The 21,931-nt window shown below is 45.2% G+C and carries 10 protein-coding genes; 4 read left to right on the plus strand and 6 right to left on the minus strand.

The genetic code is table 11. The features are described from left to right. Positions 1 to 372: 372 nt before the first annotated feature. From BUB19_RS00400 to BUB19_RS00415, 4 genes are all read left to right on the plus strand, one after another. Entirely contained in the window at positions 373 to 1,605 is a 1,233-nt protein-coding gene (locus BUB19_RS00400) for an MFS transporter (protein WP_073089997.1), read from the plus strand. A gap of 112 nt (positions 1,606 to 1,717) precedes the next feature. After that, a complete protein-coding gene (locus BUB19_RS00405; RefSeq protein WP_073089999.1) occupies positions 1,718 to 2,275 on the plus strand; it encodes a Crp/Fnr family transcriptional regulator in 558 nt (185 codons plus the stop codon). Positions 2,276 to 2,341: 66 nt separating this feature from the next. Then, complete coding sequence (locus tag BUB19_RS00410) at positions 2,342 to 3,574, plus strand: MFS transporter (RefSeq protein WP_073090002.1); 1,233 nt, start codon at positions 2,342 to 2,344, stop codon at positions 3,572 to 3,574. 709 nt (positions 3,575 to 4,283) lie between these two features. Beyond that, positions 4,284 to 13,307: a non-ribosomal peptide synthetase gene (locus BUB19_RS00415; protein ID WP_073090005.1), complete on the plus strand. Its 9,024-nt coding sequence runs from the start codon at positions 4,284 to 4,286 to the stop codon at positions 13,305 to 13,307. A 229-nt stretch (positions 13,308 to 13,536) separates the two neighbouring features. Here the strand turns inward: BUB19_RS00415 and BUB19_RS00420 are convergent, their stop codons facing one another. From BUB19_RS00420 to BUB19_RS00445, 6 genes are all read right to left on the minus strand, one after another. Continuing rightward, a complete protein-coding gene (locus BUB19_RS00420) occupies positions 13,537 to 15,192 on the minus strand; it encodes a hypothetical protein (RefSeq protein WP_073090009.1) in 1,656 nt (551 codons plus the stop codon). Positions 15,193 to 15,410: 218 nt separating this feature from the next. Then, the gene (locus tag BUB19_RS00425) at positions 15,411 to 15,935 is read right to left on the minus strand and encodes a hypothetical protein (RefSeq protein WP_073090012.1); all 525 of its coding nucleotides are present in this window, start codon (positions 15,933 to 15,935) and stop codon (positions 15,411 to 15,413) included. 173 nt (positions 15,936 to 16,108) lie between these two features. Then, positions 16,109 to 16,612, minus strand: a complete 504-nt coding sequence (locus BUB19_RS00430) for a hypothetical protein (RefSeq protein WP_073090015.1) — start codon at positions 16,610 to 16,612, stop codon at positions 16,109 to 16,111. 142 nt (positions 16,613 to 16,754) lie between these two features. Next, the gene (locus BUB19_RS00435; RefSeq protein WP_073090019.1) at positions 16,755 to 17,822 is read right to left on the minus strand and encodes an NHL repeat-containing protein; all 1,068 of its coding nucleotides are present in this window, start codon (positions 17,820 to 17,822) and stop codon (positions 16,755 to 16,757) included. 9 nt (positions 17,823 to 17,831) lie between these two features. Next, entirely contained in the window at positions 17,832 to 19,259 is a 1,428-nt protein-coding gene (locus BUB19_RS00440) for a DUF1501 domain-containing protein (protein WP_073090022.1), read from the minus strand. Between the two features lie 16 nt (positions 19,260 to 19,275). Continuing rightward, positions 19,276 to 21,768, minus strand: a complete 2,493-nt coding sequence (locus tag BUB19_RS00445) for a PSD1 and planctomycete cytochrome C domain-containing protein (protein WP_084096871.1) — start codon at positions 21,766 to 21,768, stop codon at positions 19,276 to 19,278. Positions 21,769 to 21,931: the final 163 nt, after the last annotated feature.

Raw genomic sequence — 21,931 nt, forward strand, 5'->3', positions numbered from 1 at the left:
ATGATTTAAGAGTATCATATGATAACTGATAATCTTAAAAGATGCAAAGGTAAGTAAAATTAGGCAAATCAGGGCAGAGATGCTGCAGGACGGTGGAAATGAACACAGCGGTATATTTTTCCCCAGGCCGTGATTATCCATTCTGCTTTGTCTGTGCCGGATTTTCCACATCTGGTCCTGCCTCTGAGGTTAACGCTCAATCTGGATCAAAAAGGTACTGGAAAGGAAGTTAGAAATATATTATGGTAATAGGCACAAAAAACCATATTTAATTAATAATTGATTATTGTAAACCATGTTCGACAGAATAATCTATAGTTCTTCGAACTTTCAGCAGCGCCTTGAGGTTCTTTATGGATACCTTTTGGCAGCATGAACAAAGAAAAACTTTTACTCTGGACATTGGCGGCAGTCAATTTTACCCACATCGTGGATTTTATGATCCTTATGCCGCTAGGACCGCAACTCATGCGGATTTTTGATGTAAGTCCGCAGGAGTTTGGCCTTCTGGTATCCTCCTATACCTTCAGTGCAGGGCTAAGCAGCTTTCTGGGAGCGTTTATTTTGGATAAATATGACCGGAGGACCATCCTTATGTGGGTATTTATGGGTTTTTTGCTGGGTACTATCGCCTGTGCCCTGGCAGGCAACTACGTGTTTCTGCTTAGCGCACGTATTTTATCAGGTCTGTTTGGTGGGATGACCTCGGCCTTGATATTTGCCATTGTGGGTGATGCCATACCTGACAAACGCCGCGGCCGTGCCATGGGTCTGGTGATGGCTGCTTTTTCCGTAGCCTCTGTTCTAGGGGTACCTTTCGGGCTGTATATTGCAAGTATTTCCAATTGGCATGCACCTTTTTTCTTCCTTGCGATTATGGCGGTGATCATCATGGTGTTGATCTATAAATATGTGCCTTCGATCACCAGCCACCTGCGCTCAGACCAGGTGAAATCCAGTCCACTGCAGGTCATTCGGCGAGTAACCGGCAATTCCAACCAAATGAGGGCCATTTCGCTTACCGTAATGATGATGTTGGGTCAGTTTATGATCATTCCCTTTCTCAGCCCTTTTATGGTGTCTAATGTTGGCTTTACAGAGCTGCAGCTCACCTTTATTTATATGTCAGGAGGTTTATTTACCGTCTTTACCTCCCCCTGGGTGGGAAGGATGACAGATAAATACGGAAAGATCCGGATTTTCACCATTTTCATGAGCCTAAATGTGGTCCCGATAGCCATTATTACACATCTGGGAGAAACGCCCATCATCTATGCGCTGCTCGTGTCTACCCTCTTTTTCGTCACTTCTAATGGCCGCATGGTACCCGCAGCAGCCTTGATAACCGGTACCGCAAAACCTGAAAACAGGGGCAGTTTTCTGAGCTTCAATTCAGCTGTGCAACAATTAAGTGCAGGCCTGGCCTCCTTTGTAGGAGGATTGGTATTGGTGGAGGGATCGGATGGCCGATTGTACAATTTTGACATGATTGGATATGCGGCAATTGTGATTAGTCTTTTGTGCATTCCACTTATCCGGGGCATTCAGGTGGTGGATGAGGGATCCGTGTTGGAGGACCTGGAAGAACCTGTACCGGCAGCGTAAATTCTTGTGCTTCATAGACAGGATTTGGTTTTTTTATCTCTGCTGACAGAATACCGCTGATTGATTGGATAGGGTAAGGATAAGCACTATTTTACGGGCAAATCAAAAGGCTATGCAGCGTTTTTTCGATAGTATTTACAGGGTGGGCAATGAGGCCAGGGCGGCATTGCAGGAAATTATCCGGGAAAGAACCTACTCCAAAAACGAGATCATACAGGAAATTGGCAGTCGCTGCCGCACTGTGTACATGGTAAAAAGCGGGGCAGCTCGCATCTTTTATTACAAAGAGGGAAACGATATCACGGAGCATTTTGCGTTTGAAAATGAGGTGATTGTCCGGGCGGAAAGCCTGTTTACCGGAAAACCAACAGCCAAGGGAATTCAGGCTATTGATGACACGGTGATGGTGGTCATTGATTCAGTAAAGCTCTTCCAGCTATACGATGAATATCACGATTTGGAAAGGCTTTTCCGGCTAATTTTTGAACGGGAGTATGTGAACACGCTCAAGAGAATTGAGAACTTTCAGTTTAAATCTGCCAGAGAAAGGTATCTTGAGCTAGTGGACAGCCCAAATTTGATTCAAAAAGTGCCTCTCAAATACATCGCCTCCTATCTGGGTATTACCCAGGTATCTCTGAGTCGGATCCGATCCAGCTTACAGGATTGATTTTTTATCATTTGTTAATTTTTTTCTACTGCAGTCATTGGACCTTTGCGGGATAAAAAGATTTGTATGAATACCAATTCTGTCAAGCTGGGGCTAAGGGAAAACTGGAAACAATTTACCATTCTGGTAATTATCAATGGCTTTGTAGGTGGGATGATCGGAATGGAACGAACGATCATTCCGCAATTTGCAGAGGAGGAATTTGGTATTGCTTCCAAAACGGCCATACTTTCCTTTATCACGGTTTTTGGTATCACCAAAGCCATTGCCAACTATTATACAGGACGATTGGCCAATCGGTTTGGGAGAAAAAACCTGCTGCTATTTGGTTGGCTACTGGCCATCCCCATACCCTTTATTTTGATCTATGCAGGCAGCTGGAATTGGGTGATCTTTGCCAATGTGCTCCTGGGGATAAGCCAGGGTTTGACCTGGAGCAGTACCGTAGTCATGAAAATAGACCTGGTCGGAGAGAAAAACCGGGGACTGGCCATGGGTTTAAATGAATTTGCCGGGTATTTAGCGGTAGGCCTGGTGGCTTTTCTGACAGGTTATGTGGCCAATAAATACGGCATAGCGCCTTACCCATTTTACATTGGAATTTTTATCTCCGTGATAGGATTTGTGCTGACAGCCCTCTGGGTAAAGGACACCCGGGCATTTGTCCACAAAGAAAATGCTACCGATACTACCGAAGAGCTAAAGAATGTGTTTATGGAAAGCACATTTAGAAACAAAACCTTAAGTTCTGTGACCCAGGCAGGTTTGATCAACAACCTGAACGATGGCATGATCTGGGGATTGCTGCCGATCCTGCTTGTCTCACTGGATTACAACCACGAAAACATCGGCATCATTACGGCTATTTACCCTACCGTATGGGGAATAGGCCAACTTTTTACCGGTAAAATGTCCGACAATTATTCCAAAAAAGCGATGCTCTTTTGGGGCATGCTGGCGCAGGGCCTGGCCATCTTGTTGATTCCCTTTAGCGTTGGTTTTTACCTCTTGGTTTCCCTTTCTGTCATTTTGGGATTGGGGACAGCCCTGGTATATCCCACCTTTCTCTCTACCATTGCCCAGACTACCAGTCCAGGGCAACGTGCCGAGAGCATTGGAACGTTTCGCCTGTGGCGGGATCTGGGTTACGCCTTCGGCGCGGTTATTTCAGGGATTACCGCCGATTTTTTCGGTATAGATCATGCCATTTTTCTTATTGGGGCACTGACTATTCTTTCTTCAATGATCATTAAGTTTCGTATGCCGGGAAGCGTTTTTTTCAAAGAAGAAATGACTTAGGAAGAATGCAGTCGCTAACCACCTAAAACAAAGATACCGGAGAAGAAATACCGAATTCCTGCCGTCAGGGGATCAGATATCTTCCGTGATTTTTGCCATGTAATGGAAAATTCCGAGGAGCTGTATTATTCGGCATTTGCGATGAGGGAGGGAACCTGGGTCCTCTTTCCGTTTACTACTCTTGATCTTTCGGGCAAATGTCTCACACAACTACATTTCTGCACTACTCTAACAGACTCATGGGAGAGTGTAACGAGCTGATAAACGGGTGTTAAAAAGAAATAAAAACAGTACTATAAAATTTAAGCTTATAGATTGAGCTCCTCCAGACTACTGCATTGACAAAGACCTGGTGTAGTTCGCTAACAGCAGTAATATCCGGGCTTATGGACGACGCTTAGTTCTAGTTTTTTGTTGCAAATCCAGTAAAACACGCCTGAAAAAATCCAAGCACTACATATATATCGTATATACATCCGGGATGGCTAAAGAAAGGAAACCTCAACAATCCGATAATTCAAAACGTGTTTCAGCACCAGGTTTTAGTCATTTTATCATTGTGCAGGTGAAATATTAACCGTTCTGTTGTTAAGGTTAGGCAATCAGGCCTGTACAGGGGACGGTGAATGGATCTATGGTACAGTAAAAATACCCTATTGCTTCAACCAATAGGTTAAAACAATGATTTTTGGTATCAACGCAAAACAGAATGAAACTACCTTTCAACAATCAACAGGAAAAACCTTTGGAGAGAGATACCTTCCAGAGAGAATCTACCATTGCCCTAAAAACATCTGATCTGCCTGTTTCGACGGTTAGTTTTCCTGAAGATAAAACCATTGTCGACATACTTGAGGAAAAAGCTAAAATCTGCCCGGAAGATATTGCGGCGGTATATGAGGACAAACATATCAACTTTCAGGAACTAAATGAGAGGGCTAATCAGCTTGCGAATTTTTTGATTAAGAAAGGCACTTCCACAGAGACCCTGGTACCCTTTTGTATGGAAAAGTCAATCGACATGTTTGTGGCTCTTTTCGGGATTTTAAAATCCGGGGCTGCTTATGTTCCCATTGATCCAAAGCATCCACAGGAACGGATTCAATATATTGTAAATGACACGGCTGCCGGCCTGTTATTTGTAAGTAAGGGATTGCCCAAAAAATTATCCCTTTCAGGAAAAGTGGAAGTTTGGGATTTTTCTTCCCTTCCCCTGGATTCGCTTTCAAAGAGCAACCCATTACGCAAATCCGGGCCTGAAAATCTGGTGTATACCATATACACTTCCGGTTCTACCGGGTTTCCAAAGGGCGTCATGGTCCACCATAGGGGTTTAATGGATCACTGTTACGGGCTAATTGCAGCAGCGCGCCTGCAAGAATGCAGGTCCTACCTGATAACATCGCCAATGGCATTCGACGTGAGTCATTCCAGTACGCATATCGGTATTATTCAGGGTGCCGCTGTGCATCTGCTGTCGGATGATACGCTTTTGGACAGTGAGAAGTTAAGCAATTACCTTACCGAGGAAAAAATTGACTGCTTGAAAATCGTACCCTCCCTGTGGCTAAGTCACACAGAAAGTGGCTTGATTCCATTACCCTCTAAAAAGTTATTGTTTGCCGGGGAAATTTTTCCAGTATCCATTCATTCATTGTTGAGAAAAAGCCATTTCGCAGGGGATGTGTTTAACCATTATGGACCCACGGAGGCTTCAATTTCAAAGACGATTCATCAGGTAGATCTGACTAGGCACTATGAGCAGATACCCATCGGAAGAGCCTTTTCAAATTCTTTTGTACTCATTCTAAACCAGGATTTTGAAAGGGTGAAGCCCGGAGAAATTGGAGAAATATTCATCGGAGGAGAGGGTGTCGCCAGGGGATACCTCAATCTACCCAAAGCTACGGCCAATAGTTTTATACCTGATTTTTATTCCGGGAGAAAAGGAGGCTTCTTATACCGCACCGGTGATCTGGCCAAATCTACTGAGGACGGTACAATTTTCTACCTGGGGCGCATCGACGATCAGGTTAAAATAAACGGAAACCGGATTGAGCCCGGGGAAATTGAGAAATGTATCTATCAGTCCGGAAAAATTAAGCAAATCGCCGTTATGGCCAAAAAAAATCATCAACAAAAAACGTTCCTGGTTGCTTATTTTGTTCCTAAAGATGAATTTGACAGGGAGCAACAAAAGATTCAGCTCAAAGGAAAATTACCGCCGTATATGATTCCTCAATATTGGGTAGAGCTTCGAAAAATGCCGCTGAATAGCAATGGGAAAATTGATAGAAAGGCCTTGCCAGATCCGGATTGGAGAGTCTCCTCCACTAATATTCGCCAACCCCCAACCAATGAGACAGAAAAACAACTTCATAGCATTTGGCAAAAGATTCTGGGCTTGAAAAATATCGGCGTCAGGGATAATTTTTTTGACCTTGGAGGTGACTCATTACAGGCTATCCGTTCGATAGCGGCGATTAAGCATACATACGCTAAACGGCTAAAGGTCAGGGATTTTTTTGATTTTCCCACGATTGCCGGTTTAAGCCAACTGATCGACGAATCGGAGGATAACTCCAGATACAGACTCACCAAACAGCAGGCGGAATTTATCCCCTTGTCCCATAATCAGGAAGCATTATATTTCCTGCACAGCACTGGTGGTAGCCGTCAGTTTCATTTACCTATATTATTCACCATAGATGGGGAATTGAATGTTTCTTCTCTAAGGGCTGCTTTAAAGGAAATCGTCATACGACACGCTCCGTTACACACGGTGTTCAAAACCTGTGAAGAAGGGCTCGAACAACAATTGATTGACCCGGGCTCCTGGACTTTGCAGGAAATTAGTTCCGAACAAACTGAGGAAGAGATTCTTAACGATTGGCCCTTTGAATCGATGGTAGAACGGCCATTCGATTTGGCTGGTGATTACATGGTTAGGGCCGGATTGTTTCATATTCAGCCCCAAAAATACCTTTTTGGTATCGTCGCCCATCATATTGCCTGGGACGGATGGTCTACTTTGCTTTTTAAAAAAGAGCTGTCACTGCTTTATGACCATTTTAATCTAGGTGTTCCAATTTCAACCGAGGTCTCTGAACTAGGGTATTCCGACTTTTCAATTTATCAGAGGGACCAATTCCATGGTAAGTTACTCGATCAGTCTCTCAAATATTGGAGAGCGAAACTTGGTGGAGTCGTACCGAGTCAGCTCAGAACCGATTTCCCCAGAATTCTGGACGATCCACTGACAGGAGGAAGTCACAAATTCATTATCGATAAAGAAATTACTGACAAATTAAAAGCCTTGGGGAAAAAACATGGCGCAACGCTTTTTATGGTCTTACTCGCCGGTTTTAATGCATTGCTTAAAAGGCATAGCAGCCAGGAAGATATCTGCGTCGGTATTCCGGTCGCCGGCAGGGATATCGAAGGATTGGATCAACTCATTGGGTATTTCGTAAATACCCTACCTGTCAGAACCCTGGTGGACGGTACTTCCGGATTTGACGTTTTACTACAGGCGGTGAAAGCCAACACCTTGGAAGCGTTTGACCATGCCCATGTTCCGTTTAGTGAAATAGTAAAATTGTCAGAAGATTTTCGGAGTGTCAGTAGGCATCCGGTATTTCAGGTGCTATTTGTGATGCAAAATAACGAATCGGCAGATTTGAAATTTACCGGACTTAAGACCCGTATGGTGGAAATCCCCGGCAAAACTTCCAGTTTTGAGTTGACATTGGAAATAGAAGAAAGGCAGGGCCAGTTACATGCAGGTTTTGAATACCAAACGGAATTATTTAGTCATTCTACTATTGAAACAATGGCAGTGCACCTGGTGGAACTGCTCAGGTCAGTAGTGCTGCAGCCTACGGAAACCATAGATAACATCAATCTTTTAAGCATTGCGGAGCGAAACTTTATATTAAAAGGGCGTGGGGAATTTGCTCCTTCAATTGATGTCTCTAAACAAACGGTCTTGAATCTGATTGATCAGATGGTAAAACGCCACCCTGACCGGGAAGCCGTCTGTTTTAATGAGACGGGACTATCATACGCTGAATTGGACAATTTGTCCAATAAAGTGGCCAATTATTTATTCATTCAAGGTATTGGCAGAGGCAGCTTCGTACCAATTTGTCTGGACAATTCGCCTCACATGATAATAGGGATATTAGGAATCATAAAGTCGGGTGCGGCATATATCCCGATTGACCCGACATTTCCGAAGGAAAGAATTCAATTTATTATTGAAGATATCAGTGCCAGCTGGATTATTACGGATCAGGAAAATGAAGCCTTTTTTCAAGCACATTTTGAAAAACTTTCCATTTTAACACTTACGGATAAACTAGAAGAGATAAACCGGGAGAGTCCTGAAAAACCAGAGATCCTTCACGATCCGGACGATATCGTGTACCTTATTTACACCTCCGGTACCACCGGAAAGCCTAAGGGAGTAATGATTACGCACAGAGGCTTGTTGTTATCCACCAATTCGCGGAACAGTTATTATCCGGAAAGTGCTTCTACCTTACTAATTCCGTCTTTTTCATTTGATTCTTCCGTTGCGGTTATATTTGGAGCCTTGACAAGCGGTAGTAAACTAATTCTTGCAAAACCCAGTCAGCTTAAAGATCCCAAAGCGTTAAAGGAATTGCTGATCCTCACCGAATCCATTTTATGTGTCCCCTCATTTTATCATTTCTTACTTACAGAAAACATAATTCCTTCCCAGCAGATCAAACGAGTAATTGTGGCCGGCGAAAAAATGGATGTCTCCCTTCTGGCCTTACACTTTGAAAAAAACGAAAGCGCAAAGTTATTTAACGAATACGGTCCTACGGAAGCTACAGTATGGGCCACCGTAACGCAATTGAAAACAAAAAAGGACTTTATTACAATAGGAAAGCCAATTCCCCATCTCAGGGTATATATCACGGATTCCAATGGAAAATTATGCCCTGTTGGTATTCCGGGAGAGTTATGCATTGCCGGGGAGAGCCTGGCTAAAGGCTATTTAAACCGGCCTGATTTAACCAAGTCCAGTTTTATTTCCGATCCCTTTATAAGCGAGGGCAAAGGCATGATGTACAAGACTGGTGATAAAGCAAGATTACTTCATGACGGAAACCTGGAGTTTATGGGAAGGCTAGACAATCAGGTAAAACTGCGGGGGTACCGAATAGAGCTTGAAGAAATTGAGACCCTCACAAACGGATTGGATTTTGTATCCAGGGCAGTAGTTACACTATCCGGTGAAGCTTCTGAAAGTCAAAAGTTAGTTGGCCACATTCTCACCAATAGCGATTTTAATTTTCTGTCAGACGAGCAAAAAGTTCATAAACTTATAGTCCACCTATCCAATAATTTGCCCGCCTACATGGTTCCATCTCAGTGGAAATTTGAAGCCCGTCTGCCCTTTACTGCAAACGGAAAAATAGACCGTAAGAAACTTTCGGAAATGGAAACAGCCTTACCAGTCCGGCGTATCAGCTCCCAGGTGGATGATGCTGTTGAAAACAAGTTGAAACTTATCTGGACCGGTTTATTGAAAAGGGACGACATTTCGGTTGAAGATGATTTCTTCAAAATAGGCGGACATTCTCTTCTTGCTTTACGCTTAATAAATGCCATCAGAGAACATTTTAATTATGAAATAAAATTTGCCGAGATATTTCAGCATCCTACCATTCATCAGCTCGCCTCGTTAATAAAAGGCGATAGCACTGATAATTTCTCTACGAAATCAATTCAACGCTCTTCCGGCATGAAGGAATTTCCGGTTTCGTTTAGCCAGGAAAGCTTGTGGCTGGTAGACCAGTTGGAGGGATCGCGTCATTACCATATTCCATTGGTATTGGAACTTACCGGAGCACTCGATGTCAGTGCTTTGGAAACCACACTAATGACCATCTTTAATAGACACCAAGTCCTTAGATCCGTCTATCAGTATAATGGCGACAAGGTGCAACAGGTTGTTCGGGATCTTGGAAACTGGCAGTTGGATGTGAAAGATATTTCCACTGAAAGCTGGAAGATGCAGCAGTTACGTGATGATATTCAGGAAACAATCAATCGCCCCTTTGATCTGGAAACTGACCTGATGTTCCGCGCCCGGTTGATTCGCCAAAGTCAAGGGATACATATCCTAGTTATGACATTCCATCACATAGCTTTTGACGGATGGTCCGTAGGGATATTAATGAAAGAAATTGAATCATTCTATCAACAGCAAAAAAATCAGGATAAAATTGACACCGAACCTCTTCCCATCCAATATGGTGATTATGCCCTTTGGCAGAGAAAGCACTTTCAGGGCAATGCGTTTGAGAATAAAATTGACTATTGGAAAACGAAGCTCAGGGGAGTACAAGCCCTAAACCTAACCAAATCAGTAAGTACCGCAACATTAAAAGACGTTGGCGGCAAAACCCACTCCTTTATAATACCGAAAGAAACAAGCGAAAAACTTGTGACCTTGGCAAGCAATACAGGCACAACTTTATACATGCTAATGATGAGCACCTTCAAAACATTGCTGTATCAGTTGACTAAAAATACGGACCTGTGTATTGGGACGGTAGTGGCAGACAGACAGTATCAGTATACCGACAAATTAATTGGCTACTTTATCAATACTTTACCTATCCGTTCTCAATTGAATCCCGGATCTACTTTTTCTGAGTTTTTAAGTGAGGTGAAAAACAATTGTCTGGAGGCTTTCGACAATCAGGATGTTCCTTTTGAAAAAATCGTTGCAGCGGTAAAACCTGAAAGAACAGTAGGAACCAATCCCCTCTTTCAGGCGATGTTTTTACTTCAAGACAACTATGACGACAGGGAATGGAAAATAGGTGATCTAAAAGTAAAAGAATTTGGAAGTACCTCTTCAAATGCCAAATTCGATTTAACATTTTTTGTTTCGGAAATCCAATCCGGATTAAGAGGACTGATGGAATTCAAAACCTCCGCATTTACTTCCAGCGAAATTGATAGCATCATCGGAAATTATCTTCATTTATTGGAAATAATATGCGACAATCCATCTGTCACGTTTGATCAATTATCAAACAAAAAAGCAAGGGATATAAGCAGCCATTCTGAATTAATTTCCAGTGGGTTTGATGAGGAATTTATACCAGTCCAGGAATTAATAGAAAAGGCGGTTTTGAACTTCGGTGACAAAGAAGCCATCAAAGCCAGGAACAAGTCATTTTCTTATCAGCAACTTAACGAGACTTCTAACCAATTGGCTGACCTACTTACCCAAAAAGGGGTAGAAAGAAACGATATTGTGGGAGTTGTGATGGATCGATCTATCGAAATGATCACCGCGATTATTGCGGTTTTAAAAGCGGGCGCTGCTTACCTTCCGGTAGACACGGACTTTCCCCCGGAAAGGATCGGATACATGCTTAAAGATGCAGCTAAAGTTCATATTACCCACAAAAAACACGCTGGACGCTTCAATACCTCTTCGGAGGAAGTACTTTGGGAGGAATTCTGGCAGCATAGGTCGCATTTTTCCAAAGAAAATCCTTCCTCTGATAACGACCCAAAAGACCCGGCGTATATTATCTATACTTCCGGTTCAACCGGGAAACCAAAGGGAGTTATCCTTAGTCATGGAAATCTGTACAATTTCTTGAAAACGGTAAGCCATAGGCCAGGCATTACTTCAGCTAATAAATTTCTCGCGGTTAGCTCTGCTTCCTTTGATATTGCGCTACTGGAATTAATTCTTCCCTTTGTCCACGGGGCCCAGGTGGTCGTTCTCGATCAGATTGAAAGAAAGGACCCAGGGGTTATCTTAGACTATCTTAAGCAGCATAAGGCAAACATTATGTTTGCCACACCCACTCACTGGAAAATGCTGCTTGAAAGCGGTTGGACATCTCCTGTGGATGACCTGCAAATTATAAGTGGAGGAGAGGCATTGAGCCAGGAATTGGCCGGCAAATTACTGCGATTGTGCGACAGTCTTTGGAACATTTACGGGCCTACCGAAACCACTGTCTTTTCTACCATAAAAAAAATTGAGAAGAATCAGCCACTTGTTACGATCGGAAGAGAAGTGTTGAACACAAGAATCTACATTCTTGATGAGAAACAACAACATGTTCCCCAAGGCTCAGTTGGAGAAATTTATATTGCTGGCAAAGGTGTAGCAAAAGGATACCTGAATCAACCGGAATTGACCGGACAAAAATTTTCTATTGACCCATTTCAGAATGATGCCGAGGGGTATATGTATAAAACCGGCGACAGGGCGAAATTATTACCCAACGGCGAAATACAGATCCTGGGTCGCATAGACAACCAAATCAAACTCAGAGGACACCGGATTGAGCTTGAAGAAATTGAGCAAGCCATCAAGATGCTGGCTGGGGTAAAGGATAGTGTAGTATTGTATAGAACGACTTCTCGTGGGGACAAAGGCCTGGTAGCCTACCTGCTGCTAAACGCTGATACAGGTACCTCGCCTGAAAACGATAAGCTATTTAAACGAGAAAGGGTCAAATCCTGGAAAAAAGATTTGTCGACCAACCTGCCCGGATATATGCTGCCTTTTGATTTCGTTATAGTAGACCGCTTTCCTCATACAGCCAGCGGAAAAGTGGACCGGCTTAAGCTCCCTGGTCCGGAGGCCTTAGATCAGGAAGCCATTTATCTGCCCGAAACTCCTGAAGAAAAGAAGCTTGCTGAAATATGGAAGAGGACCTTGGGGCTGTCAAACATTGACATCAATGATAATTTTTTCGATTTAGGAGGACATTCATTGGTTGCAGTAAAGGTGATGACCCTAATCGAAAAAGACCTGGGTACCCGCTTGCCGCTTTCCATCCTTTTCAAGTACCCTACGATAATGCAATTAGCTGCCTTCCTGGAAAAAAAATCCACATTAAACACCGAATGGGACTCGCTGGTATCTATTCAACCCAAAGGGAAAAAAGCGCCGATGTTCCTTGTTCATGGAGCAGGATTAAATGTTATGCCGTTCCAACAGCTGGCAGGATACTTCGATCTCGAACAACCAATATATGGTTTGCAATCAAAAGGATTGGACGGTAGTAACATCGAATATGAATCTATAGAAAAAATTGCTTCGTCCTATTTGGATGAGATAACGAAAAACCATTCCTCCGGCGAAATCGTCCTTGGCGGCTATTCCCTGGGTGGAATCATTGCTTACGAAATGGCTAAACAATTAAGAGCATCGGCTATTTCTGTCAAACACCTCATTTTGTTTGACACATTTGCAACATTTTCAGATAGTGATTATCTCCCCAAGGATAAGCTTTTTACGAAACTTCATCTTGAATATCATAAAAGATCTCATGAACTGAAGTTATTAGTTAAGCATCCAGGCATCTTAAAGGCGATTAAAGTGAAATCTCTGAACAGAAAATTACACAATACCCTTATCAGTTTAGGTGTTAAAACCAAGAATGCTGAAAGTCCCGTCATCCAACGGATCAGCAAAATTAAGGACATGCTTGTAGCTGCTTGCCAGGCGTACAACCCTGGATTTTATGAAGGTGAAATCACCCTGATCCGGGCCAAAATCCAGACAAAGTACTTCTTTGACCAGCAATATCTGGGATGGAAAGGCCGCTCAGAGTCCATGCGAATCATCGATATAGAGGGTATCCACACGGAGCTTTTTACAGCTCCAAATGACCGTAAGTTAGCAGCTATTATTAAAGAAATTATTGATTAGATAGGTCAAATTTCTGCTAAGGATGGAATGAATTGAGGAGGAGTTCGGCAATTATAAAACCAAATATTATTGCTGTTCCGGCAAACATCCATGCCTGATTATCTCCCATTTGTTCAGAGGAGTTACATTTTCCTCAGATCGGCTTCGTTTGACAATTGCAAATCTGAACCATTGCAAATCAGAATTTGTAATTCAATTGCCGTACACAATCTAAGTTTGAAAATCCTGCCTATTCCTTGCGTATCTCTACATTCCTAAACGGATAAGGGTTGTCACTGAGCCGCAGGTCCCTGCCGCTTTCTGTGGTCACATTTTTCAGGACCACTACTTCGGGCCGCAGATGCGGGTACTGTTCCACATAGGAGTCATCCGTCATTTTGGGATTAAAATTGCCAAAAATGGCCGGGCCCTGGTAATCTTCGGGATGGTTGGAATCTTTGATATGCAGGTTTTCTATGACAATCCGCTCTGGCATATAGGTGGTGTAGCCAAAATCATGCTGCCCGGAATTGGAGCCGCCTATCAGGCTGGCACTGGTACTGGCACCGCCGGCAGGTATAAATATACAATCCCGGATGATAAACTCCCCCTCCCAAGTGCTGCCGTAATCGGAGCGCAAATTGATCAGGGTACGGCCGTTTAGGGTAGAATTTTCTACCAGAAAGGTACCGGTGCCAATGGCGTTGATACCCATATGCCCAAGGGTGGAGTTTTTCACGGTAGCATTGGCTACCCCCATATGGGCGTCAAATCGGGAAAAGGTGCAATGATCGAGTATCAGGTTTTTGCAAAAATTAGAACCCATGATACCCCAATAGGTGCGGTCGTTGATGTCGTTTGTCTGGCTGCAGTGCTCGAAGGAAACATTCAGCGAGCGGCTCAGGGAGATATCATAAGTACCCATAGACACGGGCACCCCGGCTGATCCGATGGTGCGGTAGGTTTTGTGACCGGCCAACACGGTATTTTTAACCGTAACATAGGCGCAATCCCGGAAATTCAGGAACCCGCCGTAGGGGGCCCCCTGCTCTCCTTCGCCGGTGACACGGTGCTCCAGGCCGTCTACCAGCACATTGGATCGCCGGATGGCAATGCCGCGGCTGTAATAGGTATACCTGGATTCGTCCTGATTGGCAACGGTGGTGAATTTGCCCCCACTGATGCGGAGCTGCTCCTGGTCCATGGGTAACGCGGTGATCTCGGTGATTTGTTCAAAATCCCAGATGATCGGCGCATCCCCATCTACGTTTCCATCCTTGTCTACTATAAAAATGTCCGTCTGTGGCGATCCGTCATTCTGATTGGGGCCGTAGCGGATATAACGCCGCACATTGGCATCCGTCACCGTCACCAGGCAGGGACCGGGAAGTTCGGCTTCGATTTTATCCTGATTTCGTTTCAGTGAGCTTACCCCCTGCAGGTCAAAGGGTCTCAGCGTGGAACTTACCAGAAAAACATGTTTGGTACGGTCTTCCACATGGGTATCGTCGATGATAAATTCCGCCGTACCAAAATCCGTATCCGTCTGGATAACAGCCGTCCGCATTTTTCCGCTGATATAATAGGTATGGCCCTCATCTGCCCTTACCTGAAGGCCCTGTTGGTTTGCGACAGCATGGGTGGCAGCGATCGCATTTATGTCGTCGGTCTTCCCATCACCCTTTGCACCCAGATCACTGTAGCGAACAAAGGACTGCGTCATAAAGGTGCGCATGTCTTCCGGGTTAACATTCACCACCAATTCCCCGTTTTCATTGGTGCTAATCCCGGTGGCTTCTGCATTGTTGCTTATCAAAACACGCTCGTGCGGTGCCAGCTCCTGAGCTATGGCCTTTTGGAGAATCAAAAGTGAGCAGACTAAAAGGGCTACTATCTGGTATTTCATCGTATCTGGGTTTATTTGGCGTCTTAAATTGACCTTCAATCGTGCTAGACATAAATTGTTCAAAAGCTAGAAATTTTCATGCGCAAACACAAAGAAATTTAGACGATCGGAAAAAATTTAAAAAACAGCGGCCTGTTTCACCGACGAAACAGGCCGCTGGCTTAACAGAGGTTTCCCAGCATTATAATGGTTTTATCCGCTCGCCGGGAAACAAATTGTTAAAGTGCGTCAATACGGTTGATTTTTATCCCGATAAAACAATCGTCGACACAATTATTTTCCACATAGCCGCAGGTGGAGATCATCCCGTCGTTTTTCCGCTCAAAAAAGGTTACTGCGTTTTCTCTTTTCACCAACCATTCATCCCGAGCTTTTGCGTACACTTCGTCCAGTGTCATAGGTTCGGCTCCCATTTGGTGACTGCCCAGTTCGGCTTCGGTTTCCGTCCATTCCAATTCCTCCTCCGGCACTTCTTCAGAAAGATCGTCCGGTAAGGTTGTATATTCAAAATGTCTTTCTGTAACGTAGCCATCCACTATAGTCAGGCTGGTTTCCCAGGAAAAACCAACCCAACTTCCAAAAACGACGGTGTAGGTATAGGAATTGCCTGACGATTCCTTGAAATTCGTCCACGCAGTTTGACTTGCCTCAAATTCGTTCTCGTATTCAAGATCATCGGATACGCAGGAAGAAACCAAATACCCAAATGCCATCAAAGCTGCAAAGTAAAGCGTGTATTTCATAAGTCTGTAATTTGTTTTGAAAAGTTTAGGTGGAACCTTGCAGATTCCCCGCCACATGAAATTTGGGGCACCTTTCAGTTCGGATTATCAAGCATATTCGATTTGCTTCGCATCAGGTTTTTTTAATAGTGCCCATTTATCAAACCCTGTAAGGAGTGTCGATTAATCCAGGCTTAGTTGGATACCCGGGAATATACCGGATGGGGTGCACACATGGATAATAACACATCATTGCATGCGGTGATAACCGCCAATTTTGATCCCCCATCCCGGTATTCGAGCGTGGAGATTACAGGCTGAGCCTCGGTATTGATTTCCATTTCAGTGAGCTCTTCCATGGTTCCCCATGAAGCTTCGTTTCCGATAAAAAGGTCTTGTTCAGCTTCAAAAGCGATTGTTTCTCCTGCAAGTGTAAAGGTGCCTTCCTGAAAATGGTAATAACCAACGATTGCATCCGTATCCGGATCACGATAGGTAATGGATTTTTGGTAACTCCCGTTGTGGTTCAGCACCAGAGAATTGACTTCGTTTAAGCCGTATTCTTCCCTGAAATCGACTGTTTCCCAGGAACCGTATAGTCCTGCATGGTCAAAGTCGTCTCCGGAGTCGGTGCAGGCCAGGACAGAAAAAAATACCAGGGAAATAAATAGCGCAGCCGGTAATTGGTGCTTGGTCATACCTTTTAAGATTTAGTTTTAGCCTATACGAAAGCAATAACCAATATGTCCTGCCGATATAAAAAAACCTAGGATAAAAAAGGGTCTGACGATTTAGAACCATCAGACCCTTTTTAAACCCTCAGATGCTAACTACAAAAACCTATACCCGCTCCAGCTTCACCGGATAGGTTTTCTGAGAAGCCCATTGAGGGACATAGATATTTTCGTCTCTGTCTACACAAACATCATGGGGATGCATAAAGCCCTGGAAGCTCAGGTCCTTTCGCTGCTCCAGCAGTTTACCTCCCACATATTCCGGAGCCGTACCTCCAGGAGTAGATACCACCTTGTCGTTGCCATCCAGCACGGTGATGTAGCCAGAGTTGGGATAGGACTGCGAGGTACTCCTGTATACGGCTGCATAGATATTGTCTCCTCTCAGTACTGGTCTGCAGACGAAGGAACCTGGTGTAGGTATGGTCTTGATGTATTTTCCATCCAGGGTAAACCGCTTGTATTGCATGTGACCCCGGTCCGTGATCAGCAAGGTAGGGTTTGCTTTATCCCTGGTGTCTACCAGCACACCATGACAGCAATTAAAGGTATCGTCTGTATTGCCGGAACCCCCAAATTGCCGGATAAGTTTTCCATTGGCATCGTACTGTGTCACGTAATTCTTTCCATAGCCGTCAACGATGTAAATGTCTCCATTGGCGGGGTTGATGGCTGTTTCGGTAGGTACAAACTGCCGGGGGTAATCATAATTTCCCGTTTCTTTGGGGTAATCCAGTACCATAATTTCTTTCCCTTTCAGATCGGTTTTGATGACCTGACTGCGGGTATTGTCGGCAATGTACAAAAACTCCTCACCGCCCTCGTCGCTTATGGTCAGGCCATGGGCGCCAGGATAGCTGTTGCCCCAGGTCTCCAGTAATTTTCCGGACTTGTCGTAGATGATGACATTGTTTTTGGTCTCATTGGTGAGAAGGATCAACCTGCCCCGGGCATCTTCCACCATCTCGTGGCAGTCATTGACAGGGTTTTTGGAAGGGTCCAGATTTCCCCATCCTTCAATGACCCGATAGCGGTGGGATCCGTGTCCTATTATGGTTTCTTTTTTCATGCCGTAGGATTTGTTGATAATGATATTGGGAACCACCGCACCTGCGAGTACCGAGAGGCCGGTTTTCCTGATAAATTCCCTTCTTGGGTTTAAGTTGTCTTTCATGTTAATTTTTTAAGCCAGTAAATCCATTTCTGCCACTCCATCACCATCCGGTGTGGTATAAAAAGGTCTTTTTTCTATTTCGTAATTGGTTTCCGGGTCTATACCCAGGGCATGGTAGATGGTTTGGTGTAGTGCTGCAATTTTGATCGGTTTCTCAATGCTTTTACATGGTCTTTCATCTGCGGTTTTGCCATATACATGCCCCCTTTTGATTCCGCCGCCAAACATAAGTACAGAGCAGCCATCGGTAAAATGCCGGTGCATGCCGTAATTTTTCATGTCATCTATGATATCGGGTACTTCTACCTGATCCTTTACTTTGGCACCTGGCCTACCCTCGGTCAGCATGTCGCGGCTAAATTCACTGGCAACGATCACCATGGTCCGGTCCAACCTGCCACTTTCATCCAGGTCTTTGATCAGCTGCGCTATGGGTGCATCGATCATCTTCTTCATGTCCTTCAGACGGGTATGGCCGTTTTCGTGCGTATCCCAGCCCATAAAAGGCTCATACTCGGAAGTGACACTGATAAATCTGGCTCCCTGATCCACCAGGCGCTTCGCCATCAGGCAACCCAGTCCAAACTTGCCGGTATTGTAAATGTCATATTTTTCTTTGGGCTCCTGGCTCAGGTCAAAGGCTTTTGCTTCAGGCGAATTCAGCAGCATGTAAGCCTGTTCCATGGACCTTTTAAGCGATTCCTTCTGGTAGTCGGATCCGAATTCACCCATGGCACTTTCCTGTACCAATTGCTCGTACAGCCGGTTACGGGCTTCAAATCTTTTGGTAGTCATGCCTACGGGTGGCCGCACACTATCGAGCCCTGAAGTAGGGTCAGGTATCAGAAACGGGCCGTACTCGCTACCCAGAAATCCGGCGCTGTGAAAGGCTTTCAGCTCCTCGCCTTCTCCTACAGTAAAGCGTTGCCCGATGTTGATAAAGGGCGGAATTACCGGATTGACCGGCCCCAGTTCTTTTGCCATCCAGGACCCCATATGCGGTACTGCCACAGATTGTGGTGGCTCGTAGCAGGTATGCCAGTGGTACTGGTGGCGGGTGTGCAGGATATGACCCAGGTCGGCAGCAACGTAGGAACGGATAAGGGTTCCCCTGTCGATGATCTGTCCAATATTTTCAAGGCCTTCTGAAAAGGAAATTCCGTCCAGGGCTGTAGGAACAGACTTGAACGTACTCAAGACTTCTTTGGACTCCATACCTTTCCGGAAGGGGGTGTATTTTTTGGGGTCAAAGGTCTCGGTATGGGCCATGCCCCCAGCCATGTATAACAGGATTACGGTATCTGCCGTACTCTTTATTTTTTCCTTTTCGTTACATGAAGAAAGCAATCCGGATAGGGGCATCCCTGCAGCCATGGCGGCCATGGTTGCGGCACTGGTTTTTTTCAGAAAATCCCTTCTTCTCCAATTATAATTCATTACGAATAACTTTTGATCAGTAAATTAATTGAAATTCAGGCAATAACAAAACTGCCCAAAACAAATCCTGGATGGCAGCAGGTTCGGGGTTCTCACCCAACACCTCCATGGCCACGTTAAATTCCTTCTGGTGGGGTTCCCTGCCCAGTAGCTGCCGGTAGGTTTCGTGAACGATGATATCCCCGTCAACGTATTTCTCCTTCCATTTCTGCGCTCCGGCTTTGAGTGCCTGGTTCAGGGTTTCTCCATTTGTGAGCTCTAATGCCTGAAGTAAACTGGCCTGGCTGTCTCTACTGGTAGAAACCACCTCCCGGTTTGGTCTGCCCAATGCTTTGAGGAAACTGTTATTGGCGACCAGAGCTGCCCTGGCAAAGGGCATGGTAGACTGTTCTGCCACAGCCAGCTCATTGGGCCGGTACTTCAGGTCCTCCATCGCAAACAAGGGTTCGATATTCTGACTCACCCCGTCAGCAAATTGCTCGGCCGTTAGCCGGCGTGTAACCATGCCCTCGAAGACAAATTCTTCATCGGTAAGTATCTGGGGGTTTTCGATGGCTACTGCTGGTTGCTGGTAGGCTTGCGAGGTAGCGATTTTGTAGATCAGATTTTTGAGGTCATAGCCATTGTCTTCAAAATCAGTCGCCATCCAGTCGAGCAAGTCCTGGCTCCAGGGCAAATTGTCCATCTCATCTGCTGGCTCCACCAGACCTCTACCCATCATCTGCTTCCAAATCCGGTTGACGATCGTTCGGTACATCCTCCCGTTGGCAGGTTGAACAAGGTATTCTGCCAGTTGCTCCAGCTTTTTGTCTCTGCTGGCGGTACTGTCTATCTCTCCCAGCTCTTCCCATAAAATTTTGGTGCTGGCTTTCTTCCCTATGGGCTTTTCACACCTGCTGACTTCCAGGGTGGTATCGGCAAAGATGTTTGCAAAGGCATAGGCTTCCTCAAGTTTCCAATCGCTGATAAAACTGTCATGGCAGGAGGCACATTTGAGGTTAAGTCCCAGGATCACCTGTCCCACATTCTGGGCGGCCTGCATTTCAGTCACCTGGCTGGCATTGACATCGCCCCTCCAGCGAATCCCTGCTATAAATCCCCTGGATTTTTCGTCCGGGTCCAGCAGTTGCCTGACAAACTGATCGTAGGGCTTGTTTTCTCTTAAAGAAGTGTATAGCCAGTCGGTAATGGCAAAGCGTCCTTTGGTGATATATCCGGTGCCGGTGTAGTCATTTCTCAGTGCATCGTTCCAGAAGGTCATCCAATGGGTGGCGTAGTCGTCATTCCGATTGAGCAAGGTCTCTACCCAGGCCGCACGCTTGTCCGGACGGGAATCTTCGGCAAATGCCTGGTAATCTTCAGGTGATGGCTGCAATCCGGTAATATCCAGGAATATTCGCCTCAGATAAGTTTTGTCATCCACAGGTTCGTTCCAGTCGATATCCTTTTCCTGAAAATATTCATCTACCCAAATATCAATGGGTTGGTCCAGACCTTTTCTGGGCGCAGGCACGTTGGGTCTCCTGGGGGCCAGTTCAGCGACCCTGTACTCGCTTACCTCACTGGCAGCGTCCGGCCATGGAGCGCCTCGTTCCACCCAGAAAGAAATCAGTGCGATTTCATCGGATGACAGTACATCCCCTTTTGAGGGCATGACTTCCTTATGATCTACCGGAAGCTTGATCCTTCGTACCAGTTCGCTTTTACCGGGATCTCCCGGCACAACCACAGGGCCGGATTCGCCGCCTTCAAAAACATATTCCCGCTCGTCCAGCCTCAATTCTCCTTTGATCTTGGCGTCACTGTGGCATTTGTAACAATTATGGGCAAAAACCGCCCTAACCTTTCCTACCAGCTCTACCTGCTTTTGTTCGCTGAGCTCTCCCTCCTCACCGAATGCCACCAGATCGATATTCAGATCCTCAGGTGAATAGGTGTCTTCATTCCAGGGAAAGGTGCTGGTAAGGTAGTCTTCACCATGGGTCAGGGAAGCGCCAAAGTGCCCTGCCACAGATACCCCGATTGCGGAAACAAACAAGACCACCCGAAATATTCTGACCGCCTGCAGGTTATTGCCATCTGCGGATTTCTTTAAAAAGAAAAGGAGTACCAGTCCCAGTGCGGCTGTAGCAATGCCGGTCCACTGGTGTATCCCCAGGGTACTGCCACCATAATCTTCCACAGTAGCCAGCAGCCAACCCAGCAGGGCAGCCAGAACGGCTCCGAGGACTCCCGCCCAAACCAGCAAATCGATGCCAGGTCTGAGCTTGTGTTTGAAATTTTTGAGGGTAATTAATTCCAGAAGGGCGGCAAAAAGGAGTAAGCTCACCGGAAAGTGTACTGCCAGCGGGTGAAGACGGCCCAGAAATTTCCAAAGCCAGAATGGACTGCCCGTCTCAGTGTTTTCCTGGAGTCCTGCTGCCAATGTGCCCTGGGCCAGCAACAAGCAGAGTAAAACCGGAACGATTAGCCCTAAAAAAGCATTTCCTGTATTCTTTAATTTATTCATATCTCAATTCAATCATCTATTCTACGGATTTGTACTCAGCTGATCGCCTGATAGCGTAACAAGAAAACTACCCTCAGGCTTTGGAGGATGCAGAGGATACCTCACAATGATAATTAAATCCAGTGGCAAAACCAGCCTGTACTATCCTGTCTATAACTCAAAA

The sequence above is a fragment of the Cyclobacterium lianum genome (genome assembly GCF_900143075.1).
Lineage (GTDB): Bacteria > Bacteroidota > Bacteroidia > Cytophagales > Cyclobacteriaceae > Cyclobacterium > Cyclobacterium lianum.